This window comes from Amycolatopsis roodepoortensis, assembly GCF_014873915.1.
Lineage (GTDB): Bacteria > Actinomycetota > Actinomycetes > Mycobacteriales > Pseudonocardiaceae > Amycolatopsis > Amycolatopsis roodepoortensis.
This window is the reverse complement of the sequence record NZ_JADBEJ010000004.1, coordinates 1547846-1570697: the sequence shown is the minus strand read 5'-3', so window position 1 is coordinate 1570697 and position 22852 is coordinate 1547846. Positions and strand designations below refer to the sequence as shown.

At 69.6% G+C, this 22852-nt stretch carries 25 protein-coding genes and 1 riboswitch; of the genes, 10 read left to right on the top strand and 15 right to left on the bottom strand.

What is annotated here, in order from left to right; genetic code table 11:
* Positions 1-133: 133 nt before the first annotated feature.
* The 6 genes from H4W30_RS18150 to H4W30_RS18125 form a co-directional block, all read right to left on the bottom strand.
* Positions 134-784, bottom strand: a complete 651-nt coding sequence (locus H4W30_RS18150) for a DUF4190 domain-containing protein (protein ID WP_192743854.1) — start codon at positions 782-784, stop codon at positions 134-136.
* 161 nt (positions 785-945) lie between these two features.
* Positions 946-1830 carry a hypothetical protein gene (locus tag H4W30_RS18145; protein WP_192743853.1) on the bottom strand — a complete coding sequence of 295 codons (885 nt, stop codon included), beginning with the start codon at positions 1828-1830 and terminating at the stop codon, positions 946-948.
* The gene (locus tag H4W30_RS18140; protein WP_126730318.1) at positions 1827-2303 is read right to left on the bottom strand and encodes a DUF6932 family protein; all 477 of its coding nucleotides are present in this window, start codon (positions 2301-2303) and stop codon (positions 1827-1829) included. Before H4W30_RS18140 ends, H4W30_RS18145 begins: the two co-directional genes overlap by 4 nt.
* 91 nt (positions 2304-2394) lie before the next feature.
* On the bottom strand, positions 2395-2826 hold the full coding sequence (locus tag H4W30_RS18135; protein ID WP_192743852.1) for a hypothetical protein: 432 nt from the start codon (positions 2824-2826) through the stop codon (positions 2395-2397).
* Between the two features lie 7 nt (positions 2827-2833).
* Positions 2834-3550 (bottom strand): OmpA family protein, encoded by a 717-nt coding sequence (locus H4W30_RS18130; protein ID WP_225949376.1) that lies wholly within the window; start codon positions 3548-3550, stop codon positions 2834-2836.
* Positions 3551-3788: 238 nt separating this feature from the next.
* On the bottom strand, positions 3789-4628 hold the full coding sequence (locus H4W30_RS18125; RefSeq protein WP_192743851.1) for an SGNH/GDSL hydrolase family protein: 840 nt from the start codon (positions 4626-4628) through the stop codon (positions 3789-3791).
* A 272-nt stretch (positions 4629-4900) separates the two neighbouring features.
* Between H4W30_RS18125 and H4W30_RS18120 the strand changes: the two genes are divergently transcribed.
* Positions 4901-5584 carry a DUF3159 domain-containing protein gene (locus H4W30_RS18120; protein ID WP_126730322.1) on the top strand — a complete coding sequence of 228 codons (684 nt, stop codon included), beginning with the start codon at positions 4901-4903 and terminating at the stop codon, positions 5582-5584.
* Between the two features lie 108 nt (positions 5585-5692).
* Here the strand turns inward: H4W30_RS18120 and H4W30_RS18115 are convergent, their stop codons facing one another.
* Together H4W30_RS18115 and H4W30_RS18110 are read right to left on the bottom strand one after the other, a co-directional pair.
* The gene (locus tag H4W30_RS18115; RefSeq protein WP_192743850.1) at positions 5693-6643 is read right to left on the bottom strand and encodes an N-acetylglucosamine kinase; all 951 of its coding nucleotides are present in this window, start codon (positions 6641-6643) and stop codon (positions 5693-5695) included.
* Entirely contained in the window at positions 6640-7683 is a 1044-nt protein-coding gene (locus H4W30_RS18110; RefSeq protein WP_192743849.1) for an SIS domain-containing protein, read from the bottom strand. Before H4W30_RS18110 ends, H4W30_RS18115 begins: the two co-directional genes overlap by 4 nt.
* 140 nt (positions 7684-7823) lie before the next feature.
* Here H4W30_RS18110 and H4W30_RS18105 point away from each other — a divergent pair, with 140 nt between their 5' ends.
* Positions 7824-8579 (top strand): GntR family transcriptional regulator, encoded by a 756-nt coding sequence (locus tag H4W30_RS18105; protein ID WP_026467051.1) that lies wholly within the window; start codon positions 7824-7826, stop codon positions 8577-8579.
* 91 nt (positions 8580-8670) lie between these two features.
* A complete protein-coding gene (locus H4W30_RS18100; RefSeq protein WP_192743848.1) occupies positions 8671-10191 on the top strand; it encodes an MFS transporter in 1521 nt (506 codons plus the stop codon).
* 79 nt (positions 10192-10270) lie between these two features.
* On the opposite strand, the gene H4W30_RS18095 is transcribed toward H4W30_RS18100, so the two are convergent.
* Positions 10271-11209: a threonine ammonia-lyase gene (locus tag H4W30_RS18095; protein WP_192743847.1), complete on the bottom strand. Its 939-nt coding sequence runs from the start codon at positions 11207-11209 to the stop codon at positions 10271-10273.
* Between the two features lie 149 nt (positions 11210-11358).
* On the opposite strand from H4W30_RS18095, the gene H4W30_RS18090 reads away from it, so the two are divergent.
* Entirely contained in the window at positions 11359-12069 is a 711-nt protein-coding gene (locus H4W30_RS18090; protein WP_192743846.1) for a hypothetical protein, read from the top strand.
* Positions 12070-12143: 74 nt separating this feature from the next.
* On the opposite strand, the gene thiE is transcribed toward H4W30_RS18090, so the two are convergent.
* A complete protein-coding gene (thiE, locus tag H4W30_RS18085; protein ID WP_192743845.1) occupies positions 12144-12809 on the bottom strand; it encodes a thiamine phosphate synthase in 666 nt (221 codons plus the stop codon).
* Positions 12810-12839: 30 nt separating this feature from the next.
* A riboswitch (TPP riboswitch) is annotated at positions 12840-12947 on the top strand.
* Here thiE and thiO point away from each other — a divergent pair.
* From thiO to H4W30_RS18065, 4 genes are all read left to right on the top strand, one after another.
* Positions 12941-14014: a glycine oxidase ThiO gene (gene thiO, locus H4W30_RS18080; protein WP_192743844.1), complete on the top strand. Its 1074-nt coding sequence runs from the start codon at positions 12941-12943 to the stop codon at positions 14012-14014. Its footprint overlaps the riboswitch before it by 7 nt.
* On the top strand, positions 14014-14214 hold the full coding sequence (thiS, locus tag H4W30_RS18075; protein ID WP_007033436.1) for a sulfur carrier protein ThiS: 201 nt from the start codon (positions 14014-14016) through the stop codon (positions 14212-14214). Before thiO ends, thiS begins: the two co-directional genes overlap by 1 nt.
* Positions 14215-14216: 2 nt before the next feature.
* The gene (gene thiG / locus H4W30_RS18070) at positions 14217-14975 is read left to right on the top strand and encodes a thiazole synthase (protein ID WP_192743843.1); all 759 of its coding nucleotides are present in this window, start codon (positions 14217-14219) and stop codon (positions 14973-14975) included.
* A 110-nt stretch (positions 14976-15085) separates the two neighbouring features.
* Positions 15086-15520, top strand: a complete 435-nt coding sequence (locus H4W30_RS18065; protein WP_126730334.1) for a MarR family winged helix-turn-helix transcriptional regulator — start codon at positions 15086-15088, stop codon at positions 15518-15520.
* Here H4W30_RS18065 and H4W30_RS18060 read toward each other — a convergent pair.
* The 3 genes from H4W30_RS18060 to H4W30_RS18050 are packed head-to-tail and all read right to left on the bottom strand — an operon-like array spanning position 15498 to position 18099.
* The gene (locus H4W30_RS18060) at positions 15498-16295 is read right to left on the bottom strand and encodes an ion transporter (RefSeq protein ID WP_192743842.1); all 798 of its coding nucleotides are present in this window, start codon (positions 16293-16295) and stop codon (positions 15498-15500) included. The two genes, H4W30_RS18065 and H4W30_RS18060, sit on opposite strands and share 23 nt — an antisense overlap.
* 26 nt (positions 16296-16321) lie before the next feature.
* Entirely contained in the window at positions 16322-17152 is an 831-nt protein-coding gene (gene thiD, locus H4W30_RS18055) for a bifunctional hydroxymethylpyrimidine kinase/phosphomethylpyrimidine kinase (protein WP_192743841.1), read from the bottom strand.
* Between the two features lie 23 nt (positions 17153-17175).
* Positions 17176-18099, bottom strand: coding sequence for an NADP-dependent oxidoreductase (locus H4W30_RS18050; protein ID WP_192743840.1), 924 nt, complete (start codon positions 18097-18099; stop codon positions 17176-17178).
* Between the two features lie 88 nt (positions 18100-18187).
* Between H4W30_RS18050 and H4W30_RS18045 the strand changes: the two genes are divergently transcribed.
* Both H4W30_RS18045 and H4W30_RS18040 read left to right on the top strand, forming a co-directional pair.
* Positions 18188-18586 (top strand): winged helix-turn-helix transcriptional regulator, encoded by a 399-nt coding sequence (locus tag H4W30_RS18045; RefSeq protein WP_192743839.1) that lies wholly within the window; start codon positions 18188-18190, stop codon positions 18584-18586.
* 95 nt (positions 18587-18681) lie between these two features.
* Positions 18682-20199 carry an alkaline phosphatase family protein gene (locus H4W30_RS18040; RefSeq protein ID WP_192743838.1) on the top strand — a complete coding sequence of 506 codons (1518 nt, stop codon included), beginning with the start codon at positions 18682-18684 and terminating at the stop codon, positions 20197-20199.
* A gap of 59 nt (positions 20200-20258) precedes the next feature.
* Here H4W30_RS18040 and thiD (H4W30_RS18035) read toward each other — a convergent pair whose 3' ends face one another.
* Positions 20259-21074: a bifunctional hydroxymethylpyrimidine kinase/phosphomethylpyrimidine kinase gene (thiD, locus tag H4W30_RS18035; RefSeq protein ID WP_192743837.1), complete on the bottom strand. Its 816-nt coding sequence runs from the start codon at positions 21072-21074 to the stop codon at positions 20259-20261.
* Entirely contained in the window at positions 21071-22714 is a 1644-nt protein-coding gene (gene thiC, locus H4W30_RS18030) for a phosphomethylpyrimidine synthase ThiC (RefSeq protein WP_192743836.1), read from the bottom strand. Before thiC ends, thiD (H4W30_RS18035) begins: the two co-directional genes overlap by 4 nt.
* Positions 22715-22852: the final 138 nt, after the last annotated feature.

Genomic DNA, 22852 nt, shown 5'->3' with positions numbered 1-22852 from the left:
CGGCTCGTGGCGGTCCGGCCGGTGGAGGTGGGGGCGATACCGGCCGGCCGCCAGGCGGCACTCCCGCGTTTCGTCCTCTGGATGCGGTCCTTGCGCGCGCGACTACCGCATTCAGAGGACGAAACGCAGGGGGTCAGCCGGTACCGGCGGTGCACAGGGCGATGGTCTGGCCCTTGTTCTCCGCCACCTTCTTGCCGTTGACCAGGATCGTGCAGGCGATCTGGTTGCTGACCGTCGAGTTCCGGGTGTCCGCGGTGACGGTGAGCAGGTAGTCGCCCGAGTTGAAGGACGCCGTGCCGCGCCATTCGTCGGTACTGGCCGGGGTCGTCTCGGTCCGCTGGTCGTTGAGCGAGCCGTACCGGATGGTCGCGCCGCCGGAAGCACTGACGACGAACTCGACGGTGTTCTTGTCCCCGGCGACCGCCGGGACGTGCAGCCCCGACTCGCCGGTCACGAAGAAACTGGTGTAGACCAGTAACCCGCCCGCGGCCAGCAGTCCGGTGATCGAAAGCGCGAGCCCCGCGATCCCCATTCCCTTCTTGTCCGCTTCGCCCTTCTTGATTTTGGTCAAACCGATCACGGAAAGAATCAATCCGATCACGGCGAGCGGCCAGGCGGCTATCCCGGCGACCGGGACGAAGGCGACCCCGAGCGCCGCCAAGCCGACCAGGAAACCCGCGATGACCACGCCGTTCTTGGGTTTGCGGTGCCGGGTTCCGTGCGCGGCGAACCCAGGGCCGTAGCGGGTGGCAGGCGGGTGCGGGAGAGGTGGATCGGTCGGCATACATGCCCTTTCGGAGGCTTCCGTCCGAAGACGTTAACCCATCGTTCGGGGCAATGGCCGAAATTGTTACCTGCCGGAAAAAGTCATCATTCAACGATGATCAAGCGGTCACCGACATTTTCTGACGAGAATTGTGGCATCGCCGAATGTCGGAAACCCGATCACTGATCGAACAGGCTGACTTCCGGGGTGATCTCCAGCAGTTCGTGCACCGGGCGGCCGCGGCGGCCGTCGATGGTCGTGGTGCGCACGACGCGCAGCCGCGCGGTCACCGGCCGGTCCAGGTTCTCCTTGATCTCGTCGAGCAGATCCGGCGCGACCGCGCCCTGGATCGTGCCGCCCGACTCGCGTTCGAGATAGAAGATCCGGCGCCGCGTGCGGACGCCGTCCAGCCTGCCGCTGACCGTCTCGTAGCCGACGGCTTCCCTCGACTCGCGCAGGCTCCCGGAAAGGATCCTCGCCTGCTCGGTGGTCATGCTGCGGGTCAGTTCGTCGCCGGACGTCGGGGTCAGTGCCATGCCGATCCCGGCGTGCTTGCTGACCGCGTTGACGATGTCGCTGACCGCGTTCCGGACGGTGTCCCGCTGCAGCAGCACCGCGTCCAGCGCGCCGTCGTCGGAACCGTTGGCGGGCAGGAAGTCGCACAGCTCCTTGACCGCGCGTTCGGACAGCGACTCGATCCCGTCGTGGATGAGGGCGTCGTCGAGCGCCGGTTCCGGGAAGCCGAAGAAGATCGCGTTGCCCGCCTGCCCGCGCTGGATCAGCGGGGCCTTCTCGCGGTCCGCGGGCTGGACGAAGGTCACCTCGCCCGACGGGTTCCGGATGATGTGCCCGATCTTCGCCGTCGCGTCCTGCAGCGCGCGGCTGATGTCGGAGAAGGTGTACGCGTCCAGATGCGACTCGCCGAGCACGGAGACGCGAAGCAGCGGCGAACGCGACGTCCGCTCGAACTTGGCGTACGCGGCCATCGCCGACGCGCGGGCGAGGTCGTCGAGCCAGGTGCCGCCGGGGATCTCGTCGGCGATACGCCGGAATTCGTTCCTCACCAGATCACTTCCGGAATTCCCCTGCCACCCGATGCCCACACTTCTTCCCAGATCTCCTCGTCGCCGGGGCGGCAGAGGAAACCGTCGAGCATGCCGCCGACGGGCTGGACCTGGTCCAGGTACATGGCGGGCTGGCCGACGATGACCCCGCGCAAGGTCAGCAGCCCGTACAGCGCCGAGCGGCCCGCGTCGTCGAGCCGTTTGAGCGCGCCCCATTCGTCCGGGATCAGCACCACGTCGAGCCCGCGCGGCGCGTGCGGGGTCCTGGCGGTCAGATCCCCGCCGATCCACGCGCGGCCGGTCGGCATGATCCGCCGGGCGACGCCGAGGTAACTGTTCAGCGCGCTGAACAGGATTTCACGGTCGTTCTGGTGCGGTGCGTCGAAGACCAGCCGCTCGTAGACGTCGGCCAGATCGGCGGGATGGCGGCCAGGAGGCAGCAGGTTGTGCGGCGTCCAATAGGGGAGCGCCAATCGGAGCCTCCTTCGTGTGCCGGAGCTCCCGATCGAAGAAACGTACCCGGCGTCCCGCTCACAGTGCGTAGCCGAATTTACCAGGCGAGTGTCAGCCGCCCTGCCCCGGCCGGTGCCCGGCGGGTGGCCAGTCCTCGTCGCTCGGCCAGACGGGTTCGGGTTCGTGGCCGCCCTCGCCGTTGCGGGCGGCCGCTTCCGGCGGCCCCGGCTGGTAGGCCCGCACCGCTTCCGGTGCCAGCTGGCCCTCGCGGTGGCCTTCGGCCTCCTGGTCGTACGGCTCGTCGTCGTCCTGCACCCGCGCGGGAGGCAGGAACTGCGTCCGTTCGGTGGAGAGCAGTTCGGGCACGGGTTCGGGATCCGGGTCGGGCTGGACCGGGACCGCGGCGCGCGCCGGCTCGTGGACCGCCGGTTCCGCGGCGGGACGCTCACGTCGTTCGCCGCGCATCAGCAGCCAGGTGACACCGCAGCCGAGGGCGAACGAGATGAGCAGCCACAGCCAGATCTGCCCGAAGAGCCAGAGCATCAGGCCATCACCTCTGTTCCGCCGTGATGTCGACGCGGCGGCCCTCGCCGCTCGCGCCGTCGGAGTTCCTGCGCTGGGTGGAGTACGCCTGGTCGCGTTTGACCCCGTTGCGCTCCAGCAACCGCTCGACCGTCAGTGCCCGGTTCAGCGCGAGCTTGCGGTCCGAACCGGTCGCGACCGACCCGGTGATCCGGAACCGCAGTTCGCGGGGCGCGTCGGTGAGCAGCTTCGCGACCTCCAGCGCGCCGCGTTCGCCGTCCGCGGTGAGGTCGGTGGTGTCCGGTTCGAAGGTGATCGGCGTGGCCGCCAGCAGCCGGTCGAGCTCGGCCTGGAAGCCCGCCTTGTCCGTCGGCTTGGCCGGCGTCGGCGCGGGGCTCGGCGGCGGGCTCGGCGCGGGCTGGCTCGGCGGCTCGCCGCTGGTCGTCACCGGGCCCGCAGGCGGGGAGGTGTCGCCGGAGATCTCGACCGTCCGGACCCCGTCGATCCGCTGGATGGCGTCCATCGCCTGCGCGGCCTTGTCCGGCGGGAAGCCGGTGAGGTTCGCGTCGCGGCCGGAGAAGCTCACCTGGCCGCCGGAGACGCCGACGTCGGCGAGCGCGTTCTTCGCGCGCGCGGTCAGCTCGGCCTCGATGTCGTCCGAGGCCGACCAGACGGTGATCGCCGTCAAGGCGAGCGTGACCAGCAGCGCTGTAGGCAGCAAGCGGCTCCAGCGTGTACCGGGCATGAAGGGACTGTAAGCCGCGTACGTCCGGTTAGCGAACCGGCTTTCCCCACGTCCGGCGCTCCCCGCGAAGTGCCGCGTACCCGGTCTGGCCTGCGACGTCGACCGCGGCCCGGACCTCGCCTCGGCCCGGACGGCGTCGGCACATGACCCTTCTGGGTGACATCGATCGATGGCCCTGATGCGCGTGAAGGCCTCCTTCCCTCGGCTGAGCCGAGGGAAGGGGGCCTTCACGCGCGGTTCAGCTCGCGTGGTGGTGGATCTCCCGCAGATCGGTGGTGGGCAGGGTGACGCCCGTCGTCTCGATCTGCTCCAGCGGGAGCAGCGGCGCGAGCTCGGGGCGCTTCGGGGACAGGCCGTCGCCCATGGACTCGCCCTTGAGCTGACGGCGGATCCACGGCAGCAGATGCGCCTTCGTCCACTCGAGGTCCGAGCGGCGCGACGTGATCCAGGTGCTCGGCTCCTCGGACGCCGGCCACGGCTCGCGCCAGTCGTCGGCGACCGGGACGCCGAGGACCTCGGCCGCGCGCAGCGCGATCCGCCGGTGGGCCTCGGGGGTGAAGTGCAGCCGGTCGTCGCTCCAGGCGCGGCGGTCGTGCAGCGGGGCCATCGCCCACATGTCGACCATCTTGGCGCCGTGCCGGTCGGCGATCGCCCACAGATGCGCGTTGTAGATGCCGACCTTCCCCCGCAGGACGTGCATCACGGACAGGTACTTGGTGTCCGGCCCGTTGAAGATGAGCACCGGGATCCCGGCCTCGCGCAGCTTGGCGACCCCCGCCTCCAGCCGCGCGGCCACGGCGTCCACGTCCGCGCCGGGCACGATGATGTCGTTGCCGCCCGCGCACAGGGTGACCAGGTCGGGCTTCACCGCGAGGGCGATCGGGAGCTGCTCTTCGAGGATCTCGTCGAGCATCTTCCCACGGAGGGCGAGGTTCGCGTACTGGAAGTCGGGCCTGCCTTCGGCGAGGATCTCCGCCAGCCTGTCCGCCCAGCCCCTGAAGCTGCCGTCGGGCAAGCTGTCGTTGAGTCCTTCGGTGAAGCTGTCACCGATCGCCACGTAGCTGTCGAATCCGTACACGTTGGGTCCCCTTCCGTCCGTGTGCCCCCGGTGGTACTTGTACACCACAACTAACAGCTGAGAGCGCCCCTGCAATCCCACCCGGCCGAAACCCGTGGTTCAGCCCGTTGACACAGTCTCTTATTTTGTCGGACGTCCATGCATCTCCATTACCGGGATGTACACTCCTGGGCTGCGTAGATTCCCCTCAAGTGGACGTAAACCGGACACCTCGTGTGGCGAACATCTCCCCGCCCGGGTGTTCCGGCTCATAGATCCGGCAGGCTGTAAGGGTGACCTCACGACCCTCGCGCGAGTCGCTCGCCCAGATCCTCGGCGGGCGGCGAGGCGCCATCGACGCGAGCATCCCGCCCGCGGCCTTCGTCCTCGGCTGGCTGATCGCCGGTCGGTCGATCGCCTGGGGCGCCGGGGTGGCCATCGGGGTGGCGGTGCTGCTCGGCGGGTACCGGGTCGCGCGCGGCGACAAGGCCCGCGCGGTAGTGGTGAGCCTCGCCGCGGTGATCGCCGCCGCGCTGATCGCCCTGCACACCGGCCGCGCCGAGGACTTCTTCCTCATCCAGCTGCTGTCCAATGTGGCCAGCGCGCTGCTGTGGGCGGCCAGCATCGTGGTCCGGTGGCCGTTGCTCGGCGTCGTGGTGGGGCTCGTCATCGGGCAGAAGACCCGATGGCGCCGTGATCCCGCGCTGCTGCGCGCCTACTCGCGGGCGAGCTGGGTGTGGGTCTTCCTCCAGTACACGCTGCGGGTCGCCGTGTACGGCTCGCTGTGGTGGAGCGGGCAGGTGGTCGCGCTCGGCATCGCGCGGACGGTGTTGTCCTGGCCGCTGGTCGCGGTGACGGTCGCCGTGAGCGGCTGGGTGCTGTACCGCACGCTGCCGCCGGAACATCCCGGTCTGCGGGTGGTGGAGGAGAACGGGGATCCCTCGGATTCCGCGCCCGATGGGCTGCCAAGGACATAAGGCGGCCCCCGGCGAGGGGGGAGGGTCCGGGGGCCGGGTCCTACGGTACCCGGAGTTCGGCCCCGGAGTCGATGGTTTGGTCTTTTCGGGCTCGGTCCGGGTGTTTTTTCAGGATGACACCGGCCGCGGGGCGCTCTCCCCGTAGGCGTCGACGGCGGCCAGCCAGGCGGCGCCGAGCACCCCGTCGGTGCTGGTCAGGACCTCGATGCCGACGAGTTCGGCACGGACCTTCGCCCCCACCGGCCCCTCCGGTGACAGCACGCCGCCCACGAGGACGACCGGCGTGTCCTCGCCGGGATCTCGGGCGGCCATGACGTTCGTCACCAGCAGGGTGGCCGCGCGGCTGGTGATCTCGTCCGCCGCGGGATCGCCTTCGCGGTAGGCGTCGCTGACGAACGGGGCGAACCTGGCGAGCCGGATCGGGGCTTCGGCGTTGGCGCTTGTGATGAGCGCGCGCCAGAGCGGTGCCCGGTCGCTCGCCGGGTCCACTGCGGACGGTCCGAGCGCCTCGGCGAGTACGGCGCGCGCGAGCGGACCGGGTTCGCTGCCGCGGCCGAGAACATCCAAAGTGGAGCGAACGGCTTCGCGGCCGAGCCAATAGGCCGAACCTTCGTCGCCGAGCAGCCAGCCGTAACCGCCGACCGTGGACACCATCCGCCTGCCGCGGATCCGGCCCGCGATCGATCCGGTGCCCGCCACGAGCACGGAACCGTCCGGCGCGGAAGTCGCCGACGCGTAGGCGACTTCGGGGTCGGGGACCGTCCGCACCGGACTGATCCCCACGTCCTTCCACGCGGCTTCGAAGATCTCCGCGATCGCCGGATCGCTCAGCTTGCTGACGCCCGCCATGCCGACGACGCACGCCGCCGTCGCGGCCGGATCGAGCCCACCGAGCGCGCCGGTGATCGCGCTCGCGATCCGCGCCGCGGCCTCGTGCGGCGGATGGGAGTTGGGATTCGCCCCGCCCGCGCGGCCCGTGCCGAGGACGGCGCCGGAGGCGTCGACGGCGATCGCTCGCGTCGACGTGCCTCCGGCGTCCACACCGATGACGTGGGTCACCGGGTCTTGGTCACCTTGAGCAGCCCGCGGGGGCTGTCCGGGTCACCGCCGCGCGCCAGCGAAAGACCGAGCGCGATCCGCTGGATCGGCAGGATCTCCAGGATCGGGGCGACCTCTTCGGCGGACGGCGCGACACCGATCCGCAACGCCGCGGGGACGTCGGCCGAAGCGGAGCCGACCGCGAGCACGTCCGCGCCGCGTTTGCCGACGGCCTCCAGGACCTCCTGCATCGCGCCCACACCGTGTCCCTGGCTCGTCACGGCGAGCACGGCGGTCTCACCGTCGACCGCGGCGACCGGACCGTGCAACAGGTCCGCGCCGCTGTACGCGCGGGCGGCGAGGTAGCTGGTTTCGGCCAGCTTCAAGGAACCTTCCAGCGCCGTGGCGTACGAGTAACCGCGGCCCGTGGTGAGCACCCGGTCGACGAAGCGGTAGCGGTCCACCGCGCGCTGCACGCCTTCTTCGGAGCCGTCGAGGGTCTGCTGTGCGAGCTCGCCCAGTTTCTCCGCGTCCTCGCCCTTGCCGCCGCGGACCGCGTCGATCAGAAGGTAAAGCGAAAGCAAGGTGGCCGAGTAGGTCTTGGTGGCGGCCACGGCCTTTTCCAGTCCCGCGCCGATGTCGACACCGAGTTCGGCGGCGGCGCGAAGCGGCGACTCCGGGGTGTTGGTGACCGAAACGGTCAGCGCTCCCTGGCGACGCGCGGTTTCGGTGACCTCGATGAGATCCGGGGAACCACCGCTTTGGCTTACTGTGATGAAGAGAACGTCCCGCAGATCGGGACGGGCGCCGTACAGAGTCGCGGTGGAGGGCGAGACGAGACCGCAGGGGAGACCGAGGAGTACTTCGATCAGGTACTTCGCATACAGGGCGGCGTGGTCGCTGGAGCCCCGGGCGGCGAGGAGTGCGAACCTGGGCGGGCGCTTGGAGATGGCTTCGGCCACCTCGGCGATTTCGGCCTGTCGCTCCACGATTCCTGCCAGAATGGCGGGTTGCTGGGAGATCTCCGCGGCCATGTGCTCGCCGGGGCGCTGTTCGGTCATCTCGTTCCCTTCCACCGGGACGTACTTCGTCCCCCGAGTAGGTCTAGACCAATGCTAGCCCGAATGGACGTTTGTGGTGAAGGGTACGTTTCCTAGCGGGGACGGTGCGCGTTCGAGTGGGAAGGCTTAGGGAGTCGGTCATGTTGGAGACAACCACCGCGAGTGAGGCGGGCGCTACGGCAGGGATGCGCGGGCAGCGCGAACCGAAGTACTGGGCGCTGAAACAGCATCTGCTCGATCTGCTCGACGCGTTGCCGCCCGGCTCGCCGATTCCGACGGAACGGGCACTGGCGGGGGAATTCACCGTTTCGCGCACCACCGTCCGGCAGGCGCTCGCCGATCTCACCGCCGAGGGCAGGCTCCACCGCGTTCAGGGCAAGGGCACCTTCGCCGCCGAGCCGAAACTCGCGCAGCGCCTGCAGTTGTCGTCCTACACCGAGGACATGCGCAAGCAGGGGCTCAAGCCGTCGTCCAAGCTGCTGGAGATCGACGAACTGCCCGTCGAGGCCGATCTGGCGAAGCTGCTCGGAATCCGTGTCGGCGCGAAGATCCTTCGCCTTCGCCGGCTCAGGCTGGCCGATTCGCAGCCGATGGCGCTGGAGACCACGCATCTCCCGCTCGGCCGCTTCCGTGGTTTGCGCAAACACGTTTCCGCAGGTGGTTCGCTGTACGCCGTGTTGAGGGAGCACTACGGCGTCGAGCTCGAAAGGGCCGAGGAAACGATCGAGACCGCCCTCGCCGGACCGCACGAGGCGGAGATGCTCGGCGCCGACGTCGGAATGCCGATGTTGCTCCTTTCGAGGCATTCCTACGCCACCGACGGAAAACCGGTCGAGTTCGCGCGCGCGATCTACCGGGGTGACCGTTACAAATTCGTCACCACGCTACTTCCCTGACGAGTCAGGTAATTCCGGGAAAGATCGCTTTCCCGGAATTCATCCCTATTTCGCGGTGGCCCGGTCCCGGCCGTCGTGATTCAGTCGTCCCATGACTGACACGGCGGCGGGGATCCGGTGGGGGACGCCGGTGGCGCGTGGCGTGCTCGCCACGACGATCGTGGGTTCGGGCATGGCGATGCTCGACGGGACGATCATCAACGTCGCGCTCCCGAGGATCGGCGACGAACTCGACGCGTCCGTCGCGGGCCTGCAATGGATCCTCGACGGCTATCTGCTCGCGCTCGCCGCGCTGATCCTCGTCGCCGGATCGCTCGGCGACCGCTACGGCCGCCGCCGCGTGTTCATCGTCGGCGTCGTCTGGTTCGGTGTCGCGTCCGGGCTGTGCGCCGCCGCGACGACCACCGAGCTGCTCGTCGTGACCCGGATCCTCCAGGGGATCGGGGGAGCTTTGCTCACGCCCGGCTCGCTGGCGATCCTCCAAGCGTCCTTCACCCATGAGGACCGGGCCCGCGCGATCGGTGCCTGGTCCGGGCTCGGCGGTATCGCGGCGGCGATCGGACCGCTGCTCGGCGGCGTCCTCGTACAGGTGTGGTCGTGGCGGCTGGCGTTCCTGATCAACCTGCCGCTCGCCGCGGTCTGCGTCCTGCTCGCCCGGCGCTACGTGCCCGAGTCCCGCGACGAGGAGGCGACCGGGCATCCCGACTTCCTCGCGGCCGCCGTCGGCGCGATCGGGCTGGCCGGGCTGACCGGCGCGCTGGTCGAGGCGCCCGGACGCGGTATCGGTGACGTCGTCGTCCTGATCGCCATCGTGCTCGGCGTCGCGGGGCTGGGGGCGTTCCTGGTGATGCAGCACCGCTCGGCAGACCCGCTGGTGCCGCCGAAACTGTTCCGCGACCGGACGTTCAGCCTCGCCAACGCGCTGACCTTCGTCGTCTACGCGGCGCTCGGCGGCGTGATGATGCTGATGGTCATGCAGCTGCAGGTGTCGCTGGGCTACTCGCCGACCGCGGCCGGGCTCGCCGGGCTGCCGATCACCGTCATCATGCTGCTGTTCTCCGGCCGGTCCGGCGCGCTCGCGCAGAAGATCGGGCCGCGCACGCAACTCGTCGCCGGCCCGATCCTGGTCGGCGTCGGCATGCTCCTGCTGATGCGCGTCGGGCCGGGGTCCTCGTACCTGGGATCGGTGCTGCCCGCCGTCGTCGTGTTCGGCGCCGGGCTGGCGACCGTCGTCGCCCCGGTGACCGCGACGGTGCTGGCTGCCGCGCCGGACCGGTACGCCGGAGTCGCCTCCGGGGTCAACAACGCGATCGCCCGTTCGGGTGGCCTGCTCGCGATCGCCGTCCTGCCCGCCGTCGCCGGGCTGTCCGGTGCCGCCTACGCCGATCCGGTGGCACTGACCGCGGGCTGGCGGACGGCGTTGCTGGTGTGCGCGGCGCTGGCGATCGGCGGCGGGCTGATCGCGCTCGGCATCCACAACGGCGTCCTCGACACACCTTCCGACGACGCCGACACCGACACCGACGAGTCACCGCACCCCGGCGAATGCCTCCATTGCGGCGTCGACTCACCCCCGACGCACGTCCACCCCGGGCGCCACACGCGTGATTGAAGGCGTAACTCACGTGATTGGAGGCGTAACTCACGAGTTACGCCTCCAATCACGCGAGTTACGCCCCTGATCACGCGAGTTACGCCAGTAGGCCGGCCAGGGTCGCTGGGTCCAGGTTGCCGCCCGAAACGACCGAGACGACCTTGCCCGGCGGTAGCGCGTCCCGGTGGGAGAGGAACGCGGCGGTCGCGGTGGCGCCGCTCGGCTCGGCGACCAGACGGGCCCGGTGCGCCAGCGTCCGGACGGCCTCCCGGATCTCCTCCTCCGAAACGGTGATGACGTCGTCGAGCACCGCCTGAAGGTGGGCGAAGGTCAGGTCCGACGGCTGGGCGCGCAGGCCGTCGGCGCTGGTGCGCGCCCGCAGCTCCATCGGCCACTCGATCCGCCTGCCCGCGCGCAGGCCCTCGGCGGTGTCGCCCGCCAGTTCCGGCTCGACGCCGATGACCTTCGCGTCCGGCAGCAGCTCCTTGATCGCCGTGCCGACGCCCGAGGCCAGCCCGCCGCCGCTGAGCGGCACGAGCACGACGCCGGCGTCCGGCAGGTCTTCGGCGATCTCCAGGCCGACGGTGCCCTGCCCGGCGATGACGTCGCGATGGTCGAACGGCGGGATCATGGTGAGCCCCCGTTCCTCGGCGACGGCGAGCGCGGAGGACTCCTGCGCGTCGATCGGGACCTCGATGACCTCTGCGCCGAGCGCCTTGGTGGCTTCGACCTTGGCGCGCGGGGCGACGTCCGGAATGAGGATCACCGCGGGAATCCCGAATCGCTTCGCCGAGTACGCGACCGCTTGCGCGTGGTTGCCGCTGGAAAACGCGACGACGCCGCGGGCGCGCCGATCCTCGGTCAGCGCGGCGATCGCGTTGTAGGCACCGCGCACCTTGAAAGCACCGATCGGCTGGAGGCTTTCCGGCTTGAGCCACAACGGCGCCCACCCTTGCTCCAGCAGCGGGGTGCGCACCGCGACGCCTTTGACACGGCTCGCCGCGTCGCGGATTTCCTCGATCGAGACCAGGTTCATACGTCCGATTATGTCAAGGAGTTGTGAGCCCTGGACAGTCCTTTTTGGACAGAGAGGGTGGCGCTCCTCACGTGCGGACAACGCGGGGAGCATCCCGTGCGCCTTACTCGTTAGGACGGGTGAGGACCGACTAGCAGCAGAACGGGATCATGACCAAGGAGACCACGGAGAAAGCCGAAAAGACGGAAAAGCAGGGCCGGATCATCCAGGTGGTCGCCGCCGCGATGGCCGCGATCACCGCGGCACTGCTGGGTTCCACGCTCGGCGTGGCCGGCACGGTGGCGGGCGCCGGGCTGGCGAGTGTGATCACGACGCTCGGCGGCGAGCTGTACCTGCGTTCGCTGCAGCGGACGAAGGACGCGGCGCTGAAGGCGCGAGTGGTGCTGACCGTTCCCGGGCGCCGCAAGGTGCTCGACCCGGCGGAGCAGGAGACCGTCCGGATCACCCAGGCCGACGACGAAGAGCCGTCCGAGCGGAAGTTCAAGCCGCGCTGGGCGGTGATCGCCGGTGTCAGCGTGGTGGCGTTCGCGGTGGCGCTCGTCGCGATCACCGGTTTCGAGGGGGCGACCGGGAAGACCTTCGGCGGCGGGACCGGGACCACCATAGGGAAGATCATCGGCGGCGGTCAGGCGCAGGATCGGCAGGAAAAGCACGACACCCCGCCTGCGACGACCCCTTCGGAGACGCGGGACGACCAGCCCGAGAAGACGCCGTCGACCACGCCGACCCCGTCGTCGACGCCGACGGCCCCCACGACCACGCAAGCGCCCCCGACGACCCAGTCCACGACGCCTTCGACCTCCCAGGCGCCTTCGACGACCGCCTCGGCCCCGCCCGCCTCGAACACCCCCGTGCCCTGACGCACGCATTTCGTCCTCTGGATGCGGTAGTTCGCGCTACCAACTACCGCGTTCAGAGGACGAAACGCGTGGGGTCAGGAGAGAGCGGAGCGGAGGGTGCGGGCGGCCGCTTCGGGGTCTTCGGCCTCGGTGATCGCGCGGACGACGACGATCCGCGACGCCCCCGCGTCCAGCACCTCGGGCAGCCGTTCGACGTCGATCCCGCCGATCGCGAACCACGGCCGCGTCGTTCCGGACGCGGCCGTCGAGCGCACCAGGTCGAGTCCCGGGGCGGACCGGCCGGGCTTCGTCGGGGTCGGCCAGCACGGGCCGGTGCAGAAGTAGTCCACGCCGGGTTCTCCGGCGGCGGCCGCGGCCTGTTCGGCCGAATGGGTGGACCGGCCGATCACCACGTCGTCCCCGAGTACACGACGCGCGAGCGACACCGGGATGTCGTCCTGGCCGAGGTGCAGCACGTGCGCGCCGACGCCGAGCGCGACGTCCGCGCGGTCGTTCACCGCCAGCAGCTTGTCGTGTTTCTCGCACGCCTCGGCCAGCACTTCCAGGGCGGCGATCTCGTGTTTCGCCTCGATCGGCGCACCGCCGGTCTTGTCCCTCAGCTGGATGATGTCGACGCCGCCCGCCAGCGCGGCGTCGGCGAATTCGGCGAGATCGCCGCGGCCGGACCGGGCGTCGGTGCAGAGGTACAGGCGGGCGTCCGCGAGCCGGGCGCGGATCAGCGAACCAGACAGGGTGGGCATGGCGGCGACGGTACTCGCGCGCTACGGTGGGGTGGTCCGCACGGGAGCCCGAGGACGGGCTGAGAGGGAGCCGCGACCGCTCCGACCGTGGAACCTGATCCGGGTCATGCCGGCGCAGGGAGCGTGCGTTCATGAGAGAACTTTCGGTTGTCGGCGGCGGGGTCATCGGCCTCTCGGTCGCTTGGCGCGCGTCCGCGCGCGGTCATCGCGTCACCGTGTACGACCCCGATCCGGGGCGCGGCGCGTCGTGGCTCGCGGGCGGCATGCTCGCGCCGGTCACGGAGGCCTGGCCCGGCGAGGAGGACGTCCTCGCGCTCGGCGAAGCGTCCCTGCGGCGCTGGCCGGATTTCGCCCGTGAGCTGGCCGAAGAGGGCGTCGACCCGGGCCTTTCGCCGCACGGCACGCTCGTCGTCGCGCTGGACAGCGCGGACGCGGGCAACCTCGAAATGCTCGCCGCGTATCTCGCCCAGCTCGGCCGCGAGGTCGAGCGGCTGACCGGCCGCGAAGCCCGCCGCGCCGAACCCGGCCTCGCCGGATCCGTCCGAAGTGGACTCCTGGTGCCCGGGGATCTGGCCGTGGACAACAGAAGGCTGTTGCGTGCGCTCGAACACGCCTGCCGAGCGCGCGGCGTCGAGTTCCGCCACGAGACGGTCACCGACCTCGAAAGCCTCGCCGGTGACGTCGTCCTCGCCGCGGGCGCCTGGACTGGACGGCTGCATCCCGCGCTCGACGGCGCCGTCCGCCCGCTCAAGGGCGAGATCCTCCGCCTCCGGCCGCGACGGGGTTGCCTGCCGCCCCCGAAACGCACCGTCCGCGCGATGGTCGAAGGCCGCCCGATCTACCTCGTCCCTCGCGACGACGGTCAGCTCGTGCTCGGCGCGACCCAGTACGAGGCCGGTTTCGACGAGACCGTCACCGTCCGAGGCGTACGTGAGCTGCTCGAAGGCGCGGAGCGCGTCCTCCCGGGCCTCACCGAATACGAACTCGTCGAGACCGCCGCCGGGCTTCGCGCGGCGAGTGTCGACACGATGCCTTTCATTGGTGAGCTGGGCGAAGGCGTCTTCGCCGCGACAGGTCACCATCGCAACGGTCTCCTGATGGCCCCGGTCACCGCGGACGCCGCGGTCGCCTGGCTGGACGGAGTGCCGTTGCCGGACGAGGTCGCGGCGGCCACGCCGTCGCGGCGAAGCGAGGAGCGGGTGTGATGGAGATCCAGGTCAACGGCCAGTGGCGCGAATTCCCCGACGGCACCACCGTCGAGGGCGTGCTGGAGGCGCTGGGCACGGCGACACAGGGCGTCGCGGTCGCGGTGGACGGCGTGGTCGTCCGGCGCGGCGAATGGCCGGAAGCGGTGGTGCGCAAGGGCGCCAGCGTCGACATCCTGACCGCTGTGCAAGGAGGCTGAAAATGGACGGCGACCACCTCGTCATCGGCGAGCACAAGCTCTCGTCGCGGTTGATCATCGGCACCGGCGGCGCGGGCAACCTCGCCGTGCTCGAACGCGCGCTGGTCGCGTCCGGGACGGAACTGACCACCGTCGCGATGCGCAAGGCCGACGCCGAAGGCGGCTCCGGCGTCCTCGAACTGCTTCGCCGCCTCGGCATCCGCCTGCTGCCCAACACCGCCGGTTGCCGGACGGCCGCCGAAGCGGTCCTCACCGCGCAGCTCGCCCGCGAAGCGCTCGAGACCGACCTCGTCAAGCTGGAGGTCCACGCCGACGACCGCACGCTGCTGCCGGATCCGTTCGAGACCCTCGAAGCGGCCGAACGGCTCGCCGCGGACGGCTTCACCGTGCTCGTGTACACGAACGACGACCCGGTGCTGGCGCTGCGGCTGGAGGAGGCGGGCTGCGCGGCGGTGATGCCGCTCGGCGCGCCCATCGGCACCGGCCTCGGCATCCGGAATCCGCACAACATCGAGCTGATCGTGTCCCGCGCGGGGGTGCCGGTGATCCTCGACGCCGGGATCGGCACGGCTTCCGACGCGGCGCTGGCGATGGAGCTCGGCTGCGACGCGGTCCTGCTTTCCACCGCCGTGACCAGGGCCGCGGACCCCGAACGGATGGCGTCGGCGATGCGGGCCGCCGTCACCGCCGGGCGGCTGGCCGCCGGCGCGGGGCGGATCCCGCAGCGGTTCTGGGCGCACGCGTCGAGCCCGCCCCGGTAACCCTTTTGTACGGTTCACGGCCTTGACGGCGAGTTCGCACCGGGAGCCCGTATGGTTGACGGCACCTTTCCGGAGGCGCACCCGCCGCCGTGTACCCAGAGGAGCCAGTGGTGACCACGTCAGCGGTCCAGGACGTTTCGGGCAGGTTGTTCCTGGCGGTGGGCAGACTGTCCCGGTCGCTGCGCCAGGCAGGTGTGCCCGGGCCGGGCCACGGCGCGATCTCGGCGCTCGCCACGCTCGTGCACTACGGCCAGCTCCGCCTGGGTGATCTCGCGGCGAAGGAAGGCGTCGCCGCGGCCACCATGTCGAGGATCGTCGCCTCGCTGGTCGAGGCGGGCTACGTCAGCCGTGAATCGGACCCGATCGACAGGCGTGCCTGGCTCGCGGAGGCCACCGAAGAGGGGGCGAGGCTGGTTTCCGGCGTCCGGTCGACCCGGGTGAACGAGCTGAGCAAACGCCTCGAACGGCTGACGCCGGAGCATCAGGCGGCGCTGGCGGCGGCTCTTCCCGCGCTCGAAGCGCTCATTGCCGACGAAGAGCGCTGACTTCCTCACGAAGAGCGCGAAGCTCGTCGAGGATCTCCTTGTTCGCCACAGCCTGGGTTTCGGCCTGCTTCGCCTCTTCCTCGCGGATGTCCTGGCGAAGCTCGTCCTCCATCCCGCTGACCACCACGGCGATGAAGAGGTTCAGCACCGCGAAGCTGGACACGAGGATGTAGACCACGAAGAACACCCAGGCCATGGGCGCTTCCTTCATGACCTCCTTGGCGATGTCCGGCCAAGCCTCACCGGTCATCACCTGGAACAGCGTGAACAGTGAAGTGCCGAGGTCGCCGAAGTTCTCCGGCGAGATCGCGCCGAACAGCTTCGTCGCCATCACGCCCGCGACGAAGATGATCAGCGCCAGCAGCGCGGCGATCGACGCCATCCCGGGGATCGCCGCGAGCAGGCCGGTGACGACCTTCCGCATCGACGGCACGACCGAGATCAGCCGCAGCACCCGCAGGACCCGCAACGCCCGCAGCACCGCGAACGGGCCGGTCGTCGGGATCACCGCGATGCCGACGACGATCAGGTCGAAGATGTTCCACGGGTCACGGAAGAACTTCCCGCGATAGGCGTAGAGCTTCGCGCCGAGTTCGAGGACGAAGATCCCGAGCGCGACGTAGTCGACCGTGTGCAGCAGTGTCCCGTGTTCCGCGACCATCCTGGTCGAGGTCTCCAGGCCGAGCGTGACGGCGTTGAAGACGATCACCGCGATGATGAAGTTCTGGAAGCGGCGGTCTTCGACGACCCTGGCCACCGTCTCGCGTCCCGTCACGGCGCAGATGGTAACCGGACGGGTGCTCAGTGCTCGGGCGCAAGCCGCCAGAACGCCGAGACCGGACCGACCTTCGCGCCCATCGGGTAGGCGTTTTCGACCGCGTGTGAAACGAACCACTTGCCGTAGCGGGCGGCCTCCACGACGGACATGCCCTTCGCGAGACCGGCCGTCAGCGCCGACGCCATCGTGTCCCCGGCGCCGTGCGTGTGCTGCGTGGCGAATCGCTCGCCCGGCAGTTCGACGAACGTGGAGCCGTCGAAGAGCACGTCGACGCATTCCGGGTCGGAGACGAGGTGGCCGCTCTTGACGAGCACGTACTTCGGCCCGAGCCGGTGCAGCACGACGGCCGCCTGGTGCATCTGCTCGCGGGTGGTCACGGTCATCCCGGTGAGCAGGCGGACCTCGTCGAGATTCGGCGTGAGGACGGTGGCGCGCGGCAGGAGCTCATCGCGCAGCGCCACCAGGCCGTCCTCGTCGAACAGCGGATGCCCGTGCATCGACGCCGCGACCGGGTCGACCACGAACGGCACCTTGCTGTCGCGGCCGATCTCGGCCTTGTCGCACGCCGCGGCGACGGCGTGGATGATCGCGGCCGAAGCGAGCATGCCGGTCTTCGCCGCGTTGACGCCCATGTCGGCCGCGACCGCCTCGATCTGCCCGGCGACGATGCCCGCCGGGATGTCGGTGCGGTCGTGCACGCCGAGCGTGTTCTGGACGGTCACGGCGGTGACCGCGACCAGGCCGTGCACGCCACAGGTGAGGAACGTGCGCAGGTCCGCCTGAAGGCCGGCGGCGCCGCCGGAGTCGGACCCCGCGATGGTCAGCGCCGACGGCGGGCTCGGGTTCTCGCTCATGGGTTCATTTTCCACGCGCGTTCTCAGACGGTCAGGACGAGCTTCCCGGTCACCCTGCCGCCTTCGCCGACTTCGTGCGCCTTCGCGACGTCTTCGAGAGGGAAGGTCTGGTCGACGTGGACGCGCAGTTCACCCTTTTCGATCAGGCCGGTCAGCGCCAGGAGACCGATTTCGTCGGGTTCGGCGAGCATCCCCGACGTCCGCACGCCGAGCTTGTCCGCCTTCGCCACGACAGCCTCGCTGGCGCCGCCGGGGACCGCGATCAGCAGGCCGCCGGGTTTCACCGCGTCGAGCCAGCGCAGGTCGCTCTGCTCGCCGACCAGGCCGAACACGACGTCCACCTCGGACGCGGTCGCGGTCTCGTCGCGGTAGTCGATCGGCTCGTCGACACCGAGTTCGCGGAGGAAGTCGTGCTTCCCGGCGCTCGCCGTGCCAAGGACGTACGCGCCGCGCGCCTTCGCCACCTGCACGGCGAGGTGCCCGACACCTCCCGCGGCGGCGTCGATCAGCACACGCTGTCCGGGCTGGACGCCGGCGATGTCCACAAGGCCCTGCCACGCGGTGAGCCCGGCGAGCGGCAGCCCGGCGGCCTGCTCGTGGGTGAGGCTCGCGGGTTTGCGTACGAACTGGCGGGCGGGCGCCGTCACGTACTCGCCGTAGCCGCCGGCCTGCCGCGGGAACCACGGGAAGCCGAGGACCTCGTCGCCGACGGCGAACCGCGTGGTGCCGACACCGAGCTCCTCCACCACCCCGGAGACGTCCCAGCCGAGGACGAACGGCGGCTCGCCCATGAAGACGCCGTAGGCCCGGGTCTTCCAGTCGACCGGGTTGATCCCGGCCGCGCGCACGCGCACGAGCACCTCCGTCGGGGCGGGGGACGGCCGATCGGTTTCGGTCACCTCCAGCACTTCCGGGCCACCAAGCCGCTGCTGGGTCACGACGCGCATCGAAAGCTCCTTCGTTGTTGGTGCTTCCCATGCTCGGCCGCTTGGTCTCTTTTCGCTAGAAGGCACTTAAAGGTAAACTAGGTACCTGATGGAAACCACCTGTGAAGTGCCGGAATCCCCGTGGGACATCTACCTGCGGAACTGCCCGTGCCGAGACGTCCTCGATCTGCTCGCCAACAAGTGGACCGCGCTCGTGCTCGGCGCGCTGTCGCGGCGGCCGCACCGGTTCGGTGAGCTGCGCCGCGCCGTCGGCGGGATCAGCCAGAAGATGCTGACCCAGAACCTGCGCGCCTTCGAACGCGACGGCCTGGTCACGCGCACGGTCTTCCCGACCACGCCGCCGACCGTCGAGTACGCGCTGACCGAACGCGGCGCGAGCGCGGGCACGCTGCTCATGGCGGTCAGCGAATGGTCGGTCGCCAACTTCGACGGGATCCTCGAATCGCGGCAGGAGTACGACTCGCGGGTGATGGAGCCCGTCGGCTGAAGTCCTCCGCGGCGGCACGCGGACTTCATCGGGAAGACAGTTCGGCGCACTAACTTGACGAACAATTGGTTCGAACAAGTTACCTGGAGGCTTTCGTGCGCAGAACGCTTTCCCTCCTGTCCGCCTTGGTGGCCGTCGCCGGGCTGACGTCCGGTGTCGCCGTCGCCGCGGCCAAGACGCCGAAGGTGCTGGTCATCGGCCTGGATGGCGCCCGTTTCGACAAGCTGATGGCCGCCGACACCCCGAACGTCCACGCGCTGGTGAACCGCGGCTACGCCTCGCGCAGCTCGCTGTACGGCAGCGGGATGGCGCCGACGGTGAGCGGTCCCGGCTGGTCCACCATCCTCACCGGTGTCTGGCCGGACAAGCACAAGGTGAAGGACAACTCCTTCTCTGGCAACGATCTCGCTTCGCATCCGAGCTGGCTCGCCCGCGCCGAAACCGCGAACCCGGCGCTCGACACCTACGCGGCGGTCGACTGGACGCCGATCGGCGACCGGATCCTGCGCACCGGCCAAGACCGCAAGTTCGTCCTGAACGGCGACAGTGCCGGCTACGAGAAGACAGACGAGCAGGTCGCCGTCGACGCGGAGAAGCATCTCAAGCAGGACAAGGCCGACGCGTCGTTCGTCTACTTCGGACAGACGGACATCGCGGGTCACGACCACGGCGCGGACTCCCCGGAGTACGAAGCCAGCCTGCGCACCGACGACGCGTTGATCGGCCGTCTGCTCGCCGCCGTCGACGCGCGCGCGAACCGCGCGAACGAGGACTGGCTGATCATGATCTCCTCGGACCACGGCCACACGCCGTCGGGCGGGCACGGTGGTGACACGCCCGAGGAACGGATGACGTTCGTGATCGCCGCCGGTGGCGCGGTTCCGGCCGGAACCCCCGCGGTGGCACCGAAGATCGTGGATATCGCGCCGACGGTGCTGCGGCACCTCGGCATCGCGGCTCCGGCTGTCTACGACGGTTACGCGCTCGGCGCCGCGCCTTCGGACGTCTTCGACTCGGCCGTTTTGAAGGCGCGGCAGGACGAAACCGGTGTCCCCACGGGCGTCCTCGGTTGGACGCACGACGCGCCCGGTGGCTGGAGCGTGCGCAACGCGTCCGGCATGCCCGCCGGGGTGACTGAGTGGCAGGGCTGGTCGTTCACCACCGACGACTTCTGGACTCGCACCGCCCCTGGTCAGCAGCGCGAGGCGAACGCCCGCGCGCGTGGCGTGTTCGCCGTCGCGGATCCGGACGAGTGGGACGACAAGGGCTCGCCCTCGTCGCGTGGCACCTTCGACTCTTCCCTGGTGTCGCCTTCGCTCGACGTCACCGGAAAGTCCACTGTGGATGTCTCGTTCGTGTCGCACTACCGGCAGGACGGTACGCAGCGGGGTGCGCTGACGGCGTCGTTCGATGGTGGCCCGGAGCAGAACGTGCTGGCTTACGGGCCGGAGTCGGGTACGGCGAACAAGGGCGGTGACGTGCTTTCGGTGCCGACGGCGGCTTCGGTCAAGGTGCCCGCCGGGGCTCGGTCGGTGAAGCTGACCTGGCGGCTCTACGCGGCGGGGAACAACTGGTACTGGGCGGTGGACGCTCCTCGGTTGAGCGCCCGCTAGGGTCTCGTGAGTGGTAAGGACGGTTCTAACCGTCCTTACCACTCACGAGCCCCAACGCCTTACCGCAGCTTCCAGAACGGCGACACGGGACCCACCCCGGCCCCCAGCGGATACGACTCCGCGACGCAGCGCTCGATGAACCGTTTCCCCTCGGCGACGGCCGTCGGCACGTCCGCCCCCTTCGCCAGCGAAGACGTGATCGCCGAAGCCATCGTGTCCCCGCCGCCGTGGGTGTTCCTGGTGTCGAAACGCGGGCCACTCAGCTCGACCCAGGATTCGCCGTCGGACAACAGGTCCACGCAGTCCTGAGCGGCGTCGAGATGCCCGCCCTTCACCAGCACCCATTCCGAACCGAACTCCAGCAACGCCTCCGCCGCCTCGCGCTGGGTCGACGGCCCGGTCACGTCCACGCCGGTCAGCAGCCGGACCTCGTCCAGATTCGGCGTGATCAGCGTGGCCCGTGGGAAAAGCTCGGTGCGGATCGCCTCAAGCGCCTCCTCGCGCAGCAACGCGTGCCCGGTCATCGAAGCGGCGACCGGGTCGACGACGAACGGCGTGTCCGATGAACGTCCGATGTGGACCTCGTCGAGCGTCTTCGCGACCGCGTTGATGATCTCGGCCGTCGCGAGCATGCCCGTCTTCGCCGCGTCGACGCCCATGTCCGTGGCGACGGCCTTGATCTGGCCGGTGACGACGTCGACCGGGATCTCGGTGAAACCCTGCACACCCAGCGAGTTCTGCACGGTAACCGCGGTGAGCGCGACCATCCCGTGCACCCCGTTGGCGAAGAAGGTGCGCAGATCGGCCTGGATGCCCGCACCACCACCGGAATCCGATCCGGCGATGGTGAGGGCCGTCCTGGGTGGGGCTGTCACTGATTGACCACCGGCAGGTAGACCTTGTTGCCCTGCTCGGCGAACTCGTTCGACTTCTCCTCCATGCCTGCCTCGATGGCCTCCACAGTGGACAGTCCGTGCTCCTCGGCGTACTTGCGGACGTCCTGGGTGATGCGCATCGAGCAGAACTTCGGCCCGCACATCGAGCAGAAGTGCGCCGTCTTCGCCGGTTCCGCGGGCAGCGTCTCGTCGTGGTACGCGCGGGCGGTGTCGGGGTCCAGCGACAGGTTGAACTGGTCGTTCCAGCGGAATTCGAAGCGGGCCTTGGAAAGCTCGTCGTCCCACTCCTGCGCGTACTGGTGCCCCTTGGCGAGGTCGGCGGCGTGCGCGGCGATCTTGTAGGTGATGACGCCGGTCTTGACGTCGTCGCGGTTCGGCAGGCCGAGGTGTTCCTTCGGCGTGACGTAGCAGAGCATCGCCGTGCCGTACCAGCCGATCTGCGCCGCGCCGATGGCCGAGGTGATGTGGTCGTACGCCGGCGCGATGTCGGTCGCGAGCGGGCCGAGGGTGTAGAACGGCGCCTCGCCGGTCAGCTTCTCCTCGAGTTCGACGTTCTCCTTGATCTTGTGCATCGGCACGTGGCCGGGGCCCTCGATCATCACCTGGACGTCGTGCTCGCGGGCGATATGCGTGAGCTCGCCCAGGGTCTCCAGTTCGGCGAACTGCGCGCGGTCGTTGGCGTCGGCGATCGAGCCGGGCCGCAGGCCGTCACCGAGCGAGAACGTGACGTCGTACTCGCGCAGGATCTCGCAGAGTTCGGCGAAATTGGTGTACAGGAACGATTCCTTGTGGTGCGCGAGACACCAGGCCGCCATGATCGAGCCGCCGCGCGAGACGATGCCGGTGACGCGGCGCGCGGTCAGCGGGATGTAGCGCAGCAGCACCCCGGCGTGCACGGTGACGTAGTCGACGCCCTGCTCGCACTGCTCGATGATGGTGTCGCGGTAGACCTCCCACGACAGCTTTTCCGGCTCCCCGTTGACCTTTTCCAGCGCCTGGTAGATCGGCACGGTGCCGACCGGCACCGGCGAGTTGCGGATGATCCACTCGCGCGTCTCGTGGATCCGCTTGCCGGTGGAGAGATCCATGATCGTGTCGGCGCCCCAGCGGGTGGCCCACACCATCTTGTCGACCTCTTCCTCCACGGAGGACCAGACGGCCGAGTTGCCCATGTTGGCGTTGATCTTCACCAGGAAGTTCTTGCCGATGATCATCGGCTCGGTCTCCGGGTGCTTGCGGTTGGCGGGGATCACCGCGCGGCCGCGCGCGACCTCGTCCCGCACGAATTCCGGCGAGCAGCGCTCGCGTGCCGCGACGTACTCCATCTCGCGGGTGATGACGCCCTGTTTCGCCCAGCCGAGCTGGGTGTTGTGCTCACGACCGTCGGCCCAGCCGGCGCGCAGCCGATGGAGTCCACTGTGGACATCGATCTGCGCGTCGTCGTCGGTGTACGGGCCGGAGGTGTCGTAAACGTCGAAATGCTCGCCGTTCGAAAGGTCGATCCGCCGCGCGGGGACCCGGAGGCCGGATTCCGTCTGGTGATAGACCTTGCGGGAACCGGTGATCGGCCCGGTGGTCACGGTCGGCGTGATGCCCTGGGCATTCTCAAGCGTCGTCAACGACGTTCACTCCCTACGCCGGCATTACCCGGTCAGGTTCATGCGGTCGGCGGCGCCGGGTCCCCTAGAAAGACTCCAGCCGCCCTCTCAGCCCGCCATGGCGCGAGCTCCCGCGGTTGTTTGGTTGTGCCCCGACCA

Bases quoted from the DNA above. Each gene is read 5' to 3' on its own strand.
- H4W30_RS18150 (WP_192743854.1), bottom strand. From the start codon at position 784: ATGCCGACCGATCCACCTCTCCCGCACCCGCCTGCCACCCGCTACGGC.
- H4W30_RS18135 (WP_192743852.1), bottom strand. From the start codon at position 2,826: ATGCTCTGGCTCTTCGGGCAGATCTGGCTGTGGCTGCTCATCTCGTTC.
- H4W30_RS18130 (WP_225949376.1), bottom strand. From the start codon at position 3,550: ATGCCCGGTACACGCTGGAGCCGCTTGCTGCCTACAGCGCTGCTGGTC.
- H4W30_RS18110 (WP_192743849.1), bottom strand. From the start codon at position 7,683: ATGACCGAACAGCGCCCCGGCGAGCACATGGCCGCGGAGATCTCCCAG.
- H4W30_RS18105 (WP_026467051.1), top strand. From the start codon at position 7,824: ATGTTGGAGACAACCACCGCGAGTGAGGCGGGCGCTACGGCAGGGATG.
- H4W30_RS18100 (WP_192743848.1), top strand. From the start codon at position 8,671: ATGACTGACACGGCGGCGGGGATCCGGTGGGGGACGCCGGTGGCGCGT.
- H4W30_RS18095 (WP_192743847.1), bottom strand. From the start codon at position 11,209: ATGAACCTGGTCTCGATCGAGGAAATCCGCGACGCGGCGAGCCGTGTC.
- H4W30_RS18090 (WP_192743846.1), top strand. From the start codon at position 11,359: ATGACCAAGGAGACCACGGAGAAAGCCGAAAAGACGGAAAAGCAGGGC.
- thiE (WP_192743845.1), bottom strand. From the start codon at position 12,809: ATGCCCACCCTGTCTGGTTCGCTGATCCGCGCCCGGCTCGCGGACGCC.
- thiO (WP_192743844.1), top strand. From the start codon at position 12,941: ATGAGAGAACTTTCGGTTGTCGGCGGCGGGGTCATCGGCCTCTCGGTC.
- thiS (WP_007033436.1), top strand. From the start codon at position 14,014: ATGGAGATCCAGGTCAACGGCCAGTGGCGCGAATTCCCCGACGGCACC.
- thiG (WP_192743843.1), top strand. From the start codon at position 14,217: ATGGACGGCGACCACCTCGTCATCGGCGAGCACAAGCTCTCGTCGCGG.
- thiD (WP_192743841.1), bottom strand. From the start codon at position 17,152: ATGAGCGAGAACCCGAGCCCGCCGTCGGCGCTGACCATCGCGGGGTCC.
- H4W30_RS18050 (WP_192743840.1), bottom strand. From the start codon at position 18,099: ATGCGCGTCGTGACCCAGCAGCGGCTTGGTGGCCCGGAAGTGCTGGAG.
- H4W30_RS18045 (WP_192743839.1), top strand. From the start codon at position 18,188: ATGGAAACCACCTGTGAAGTGCCGGAATCCCCGTGGGACATCTACCTG.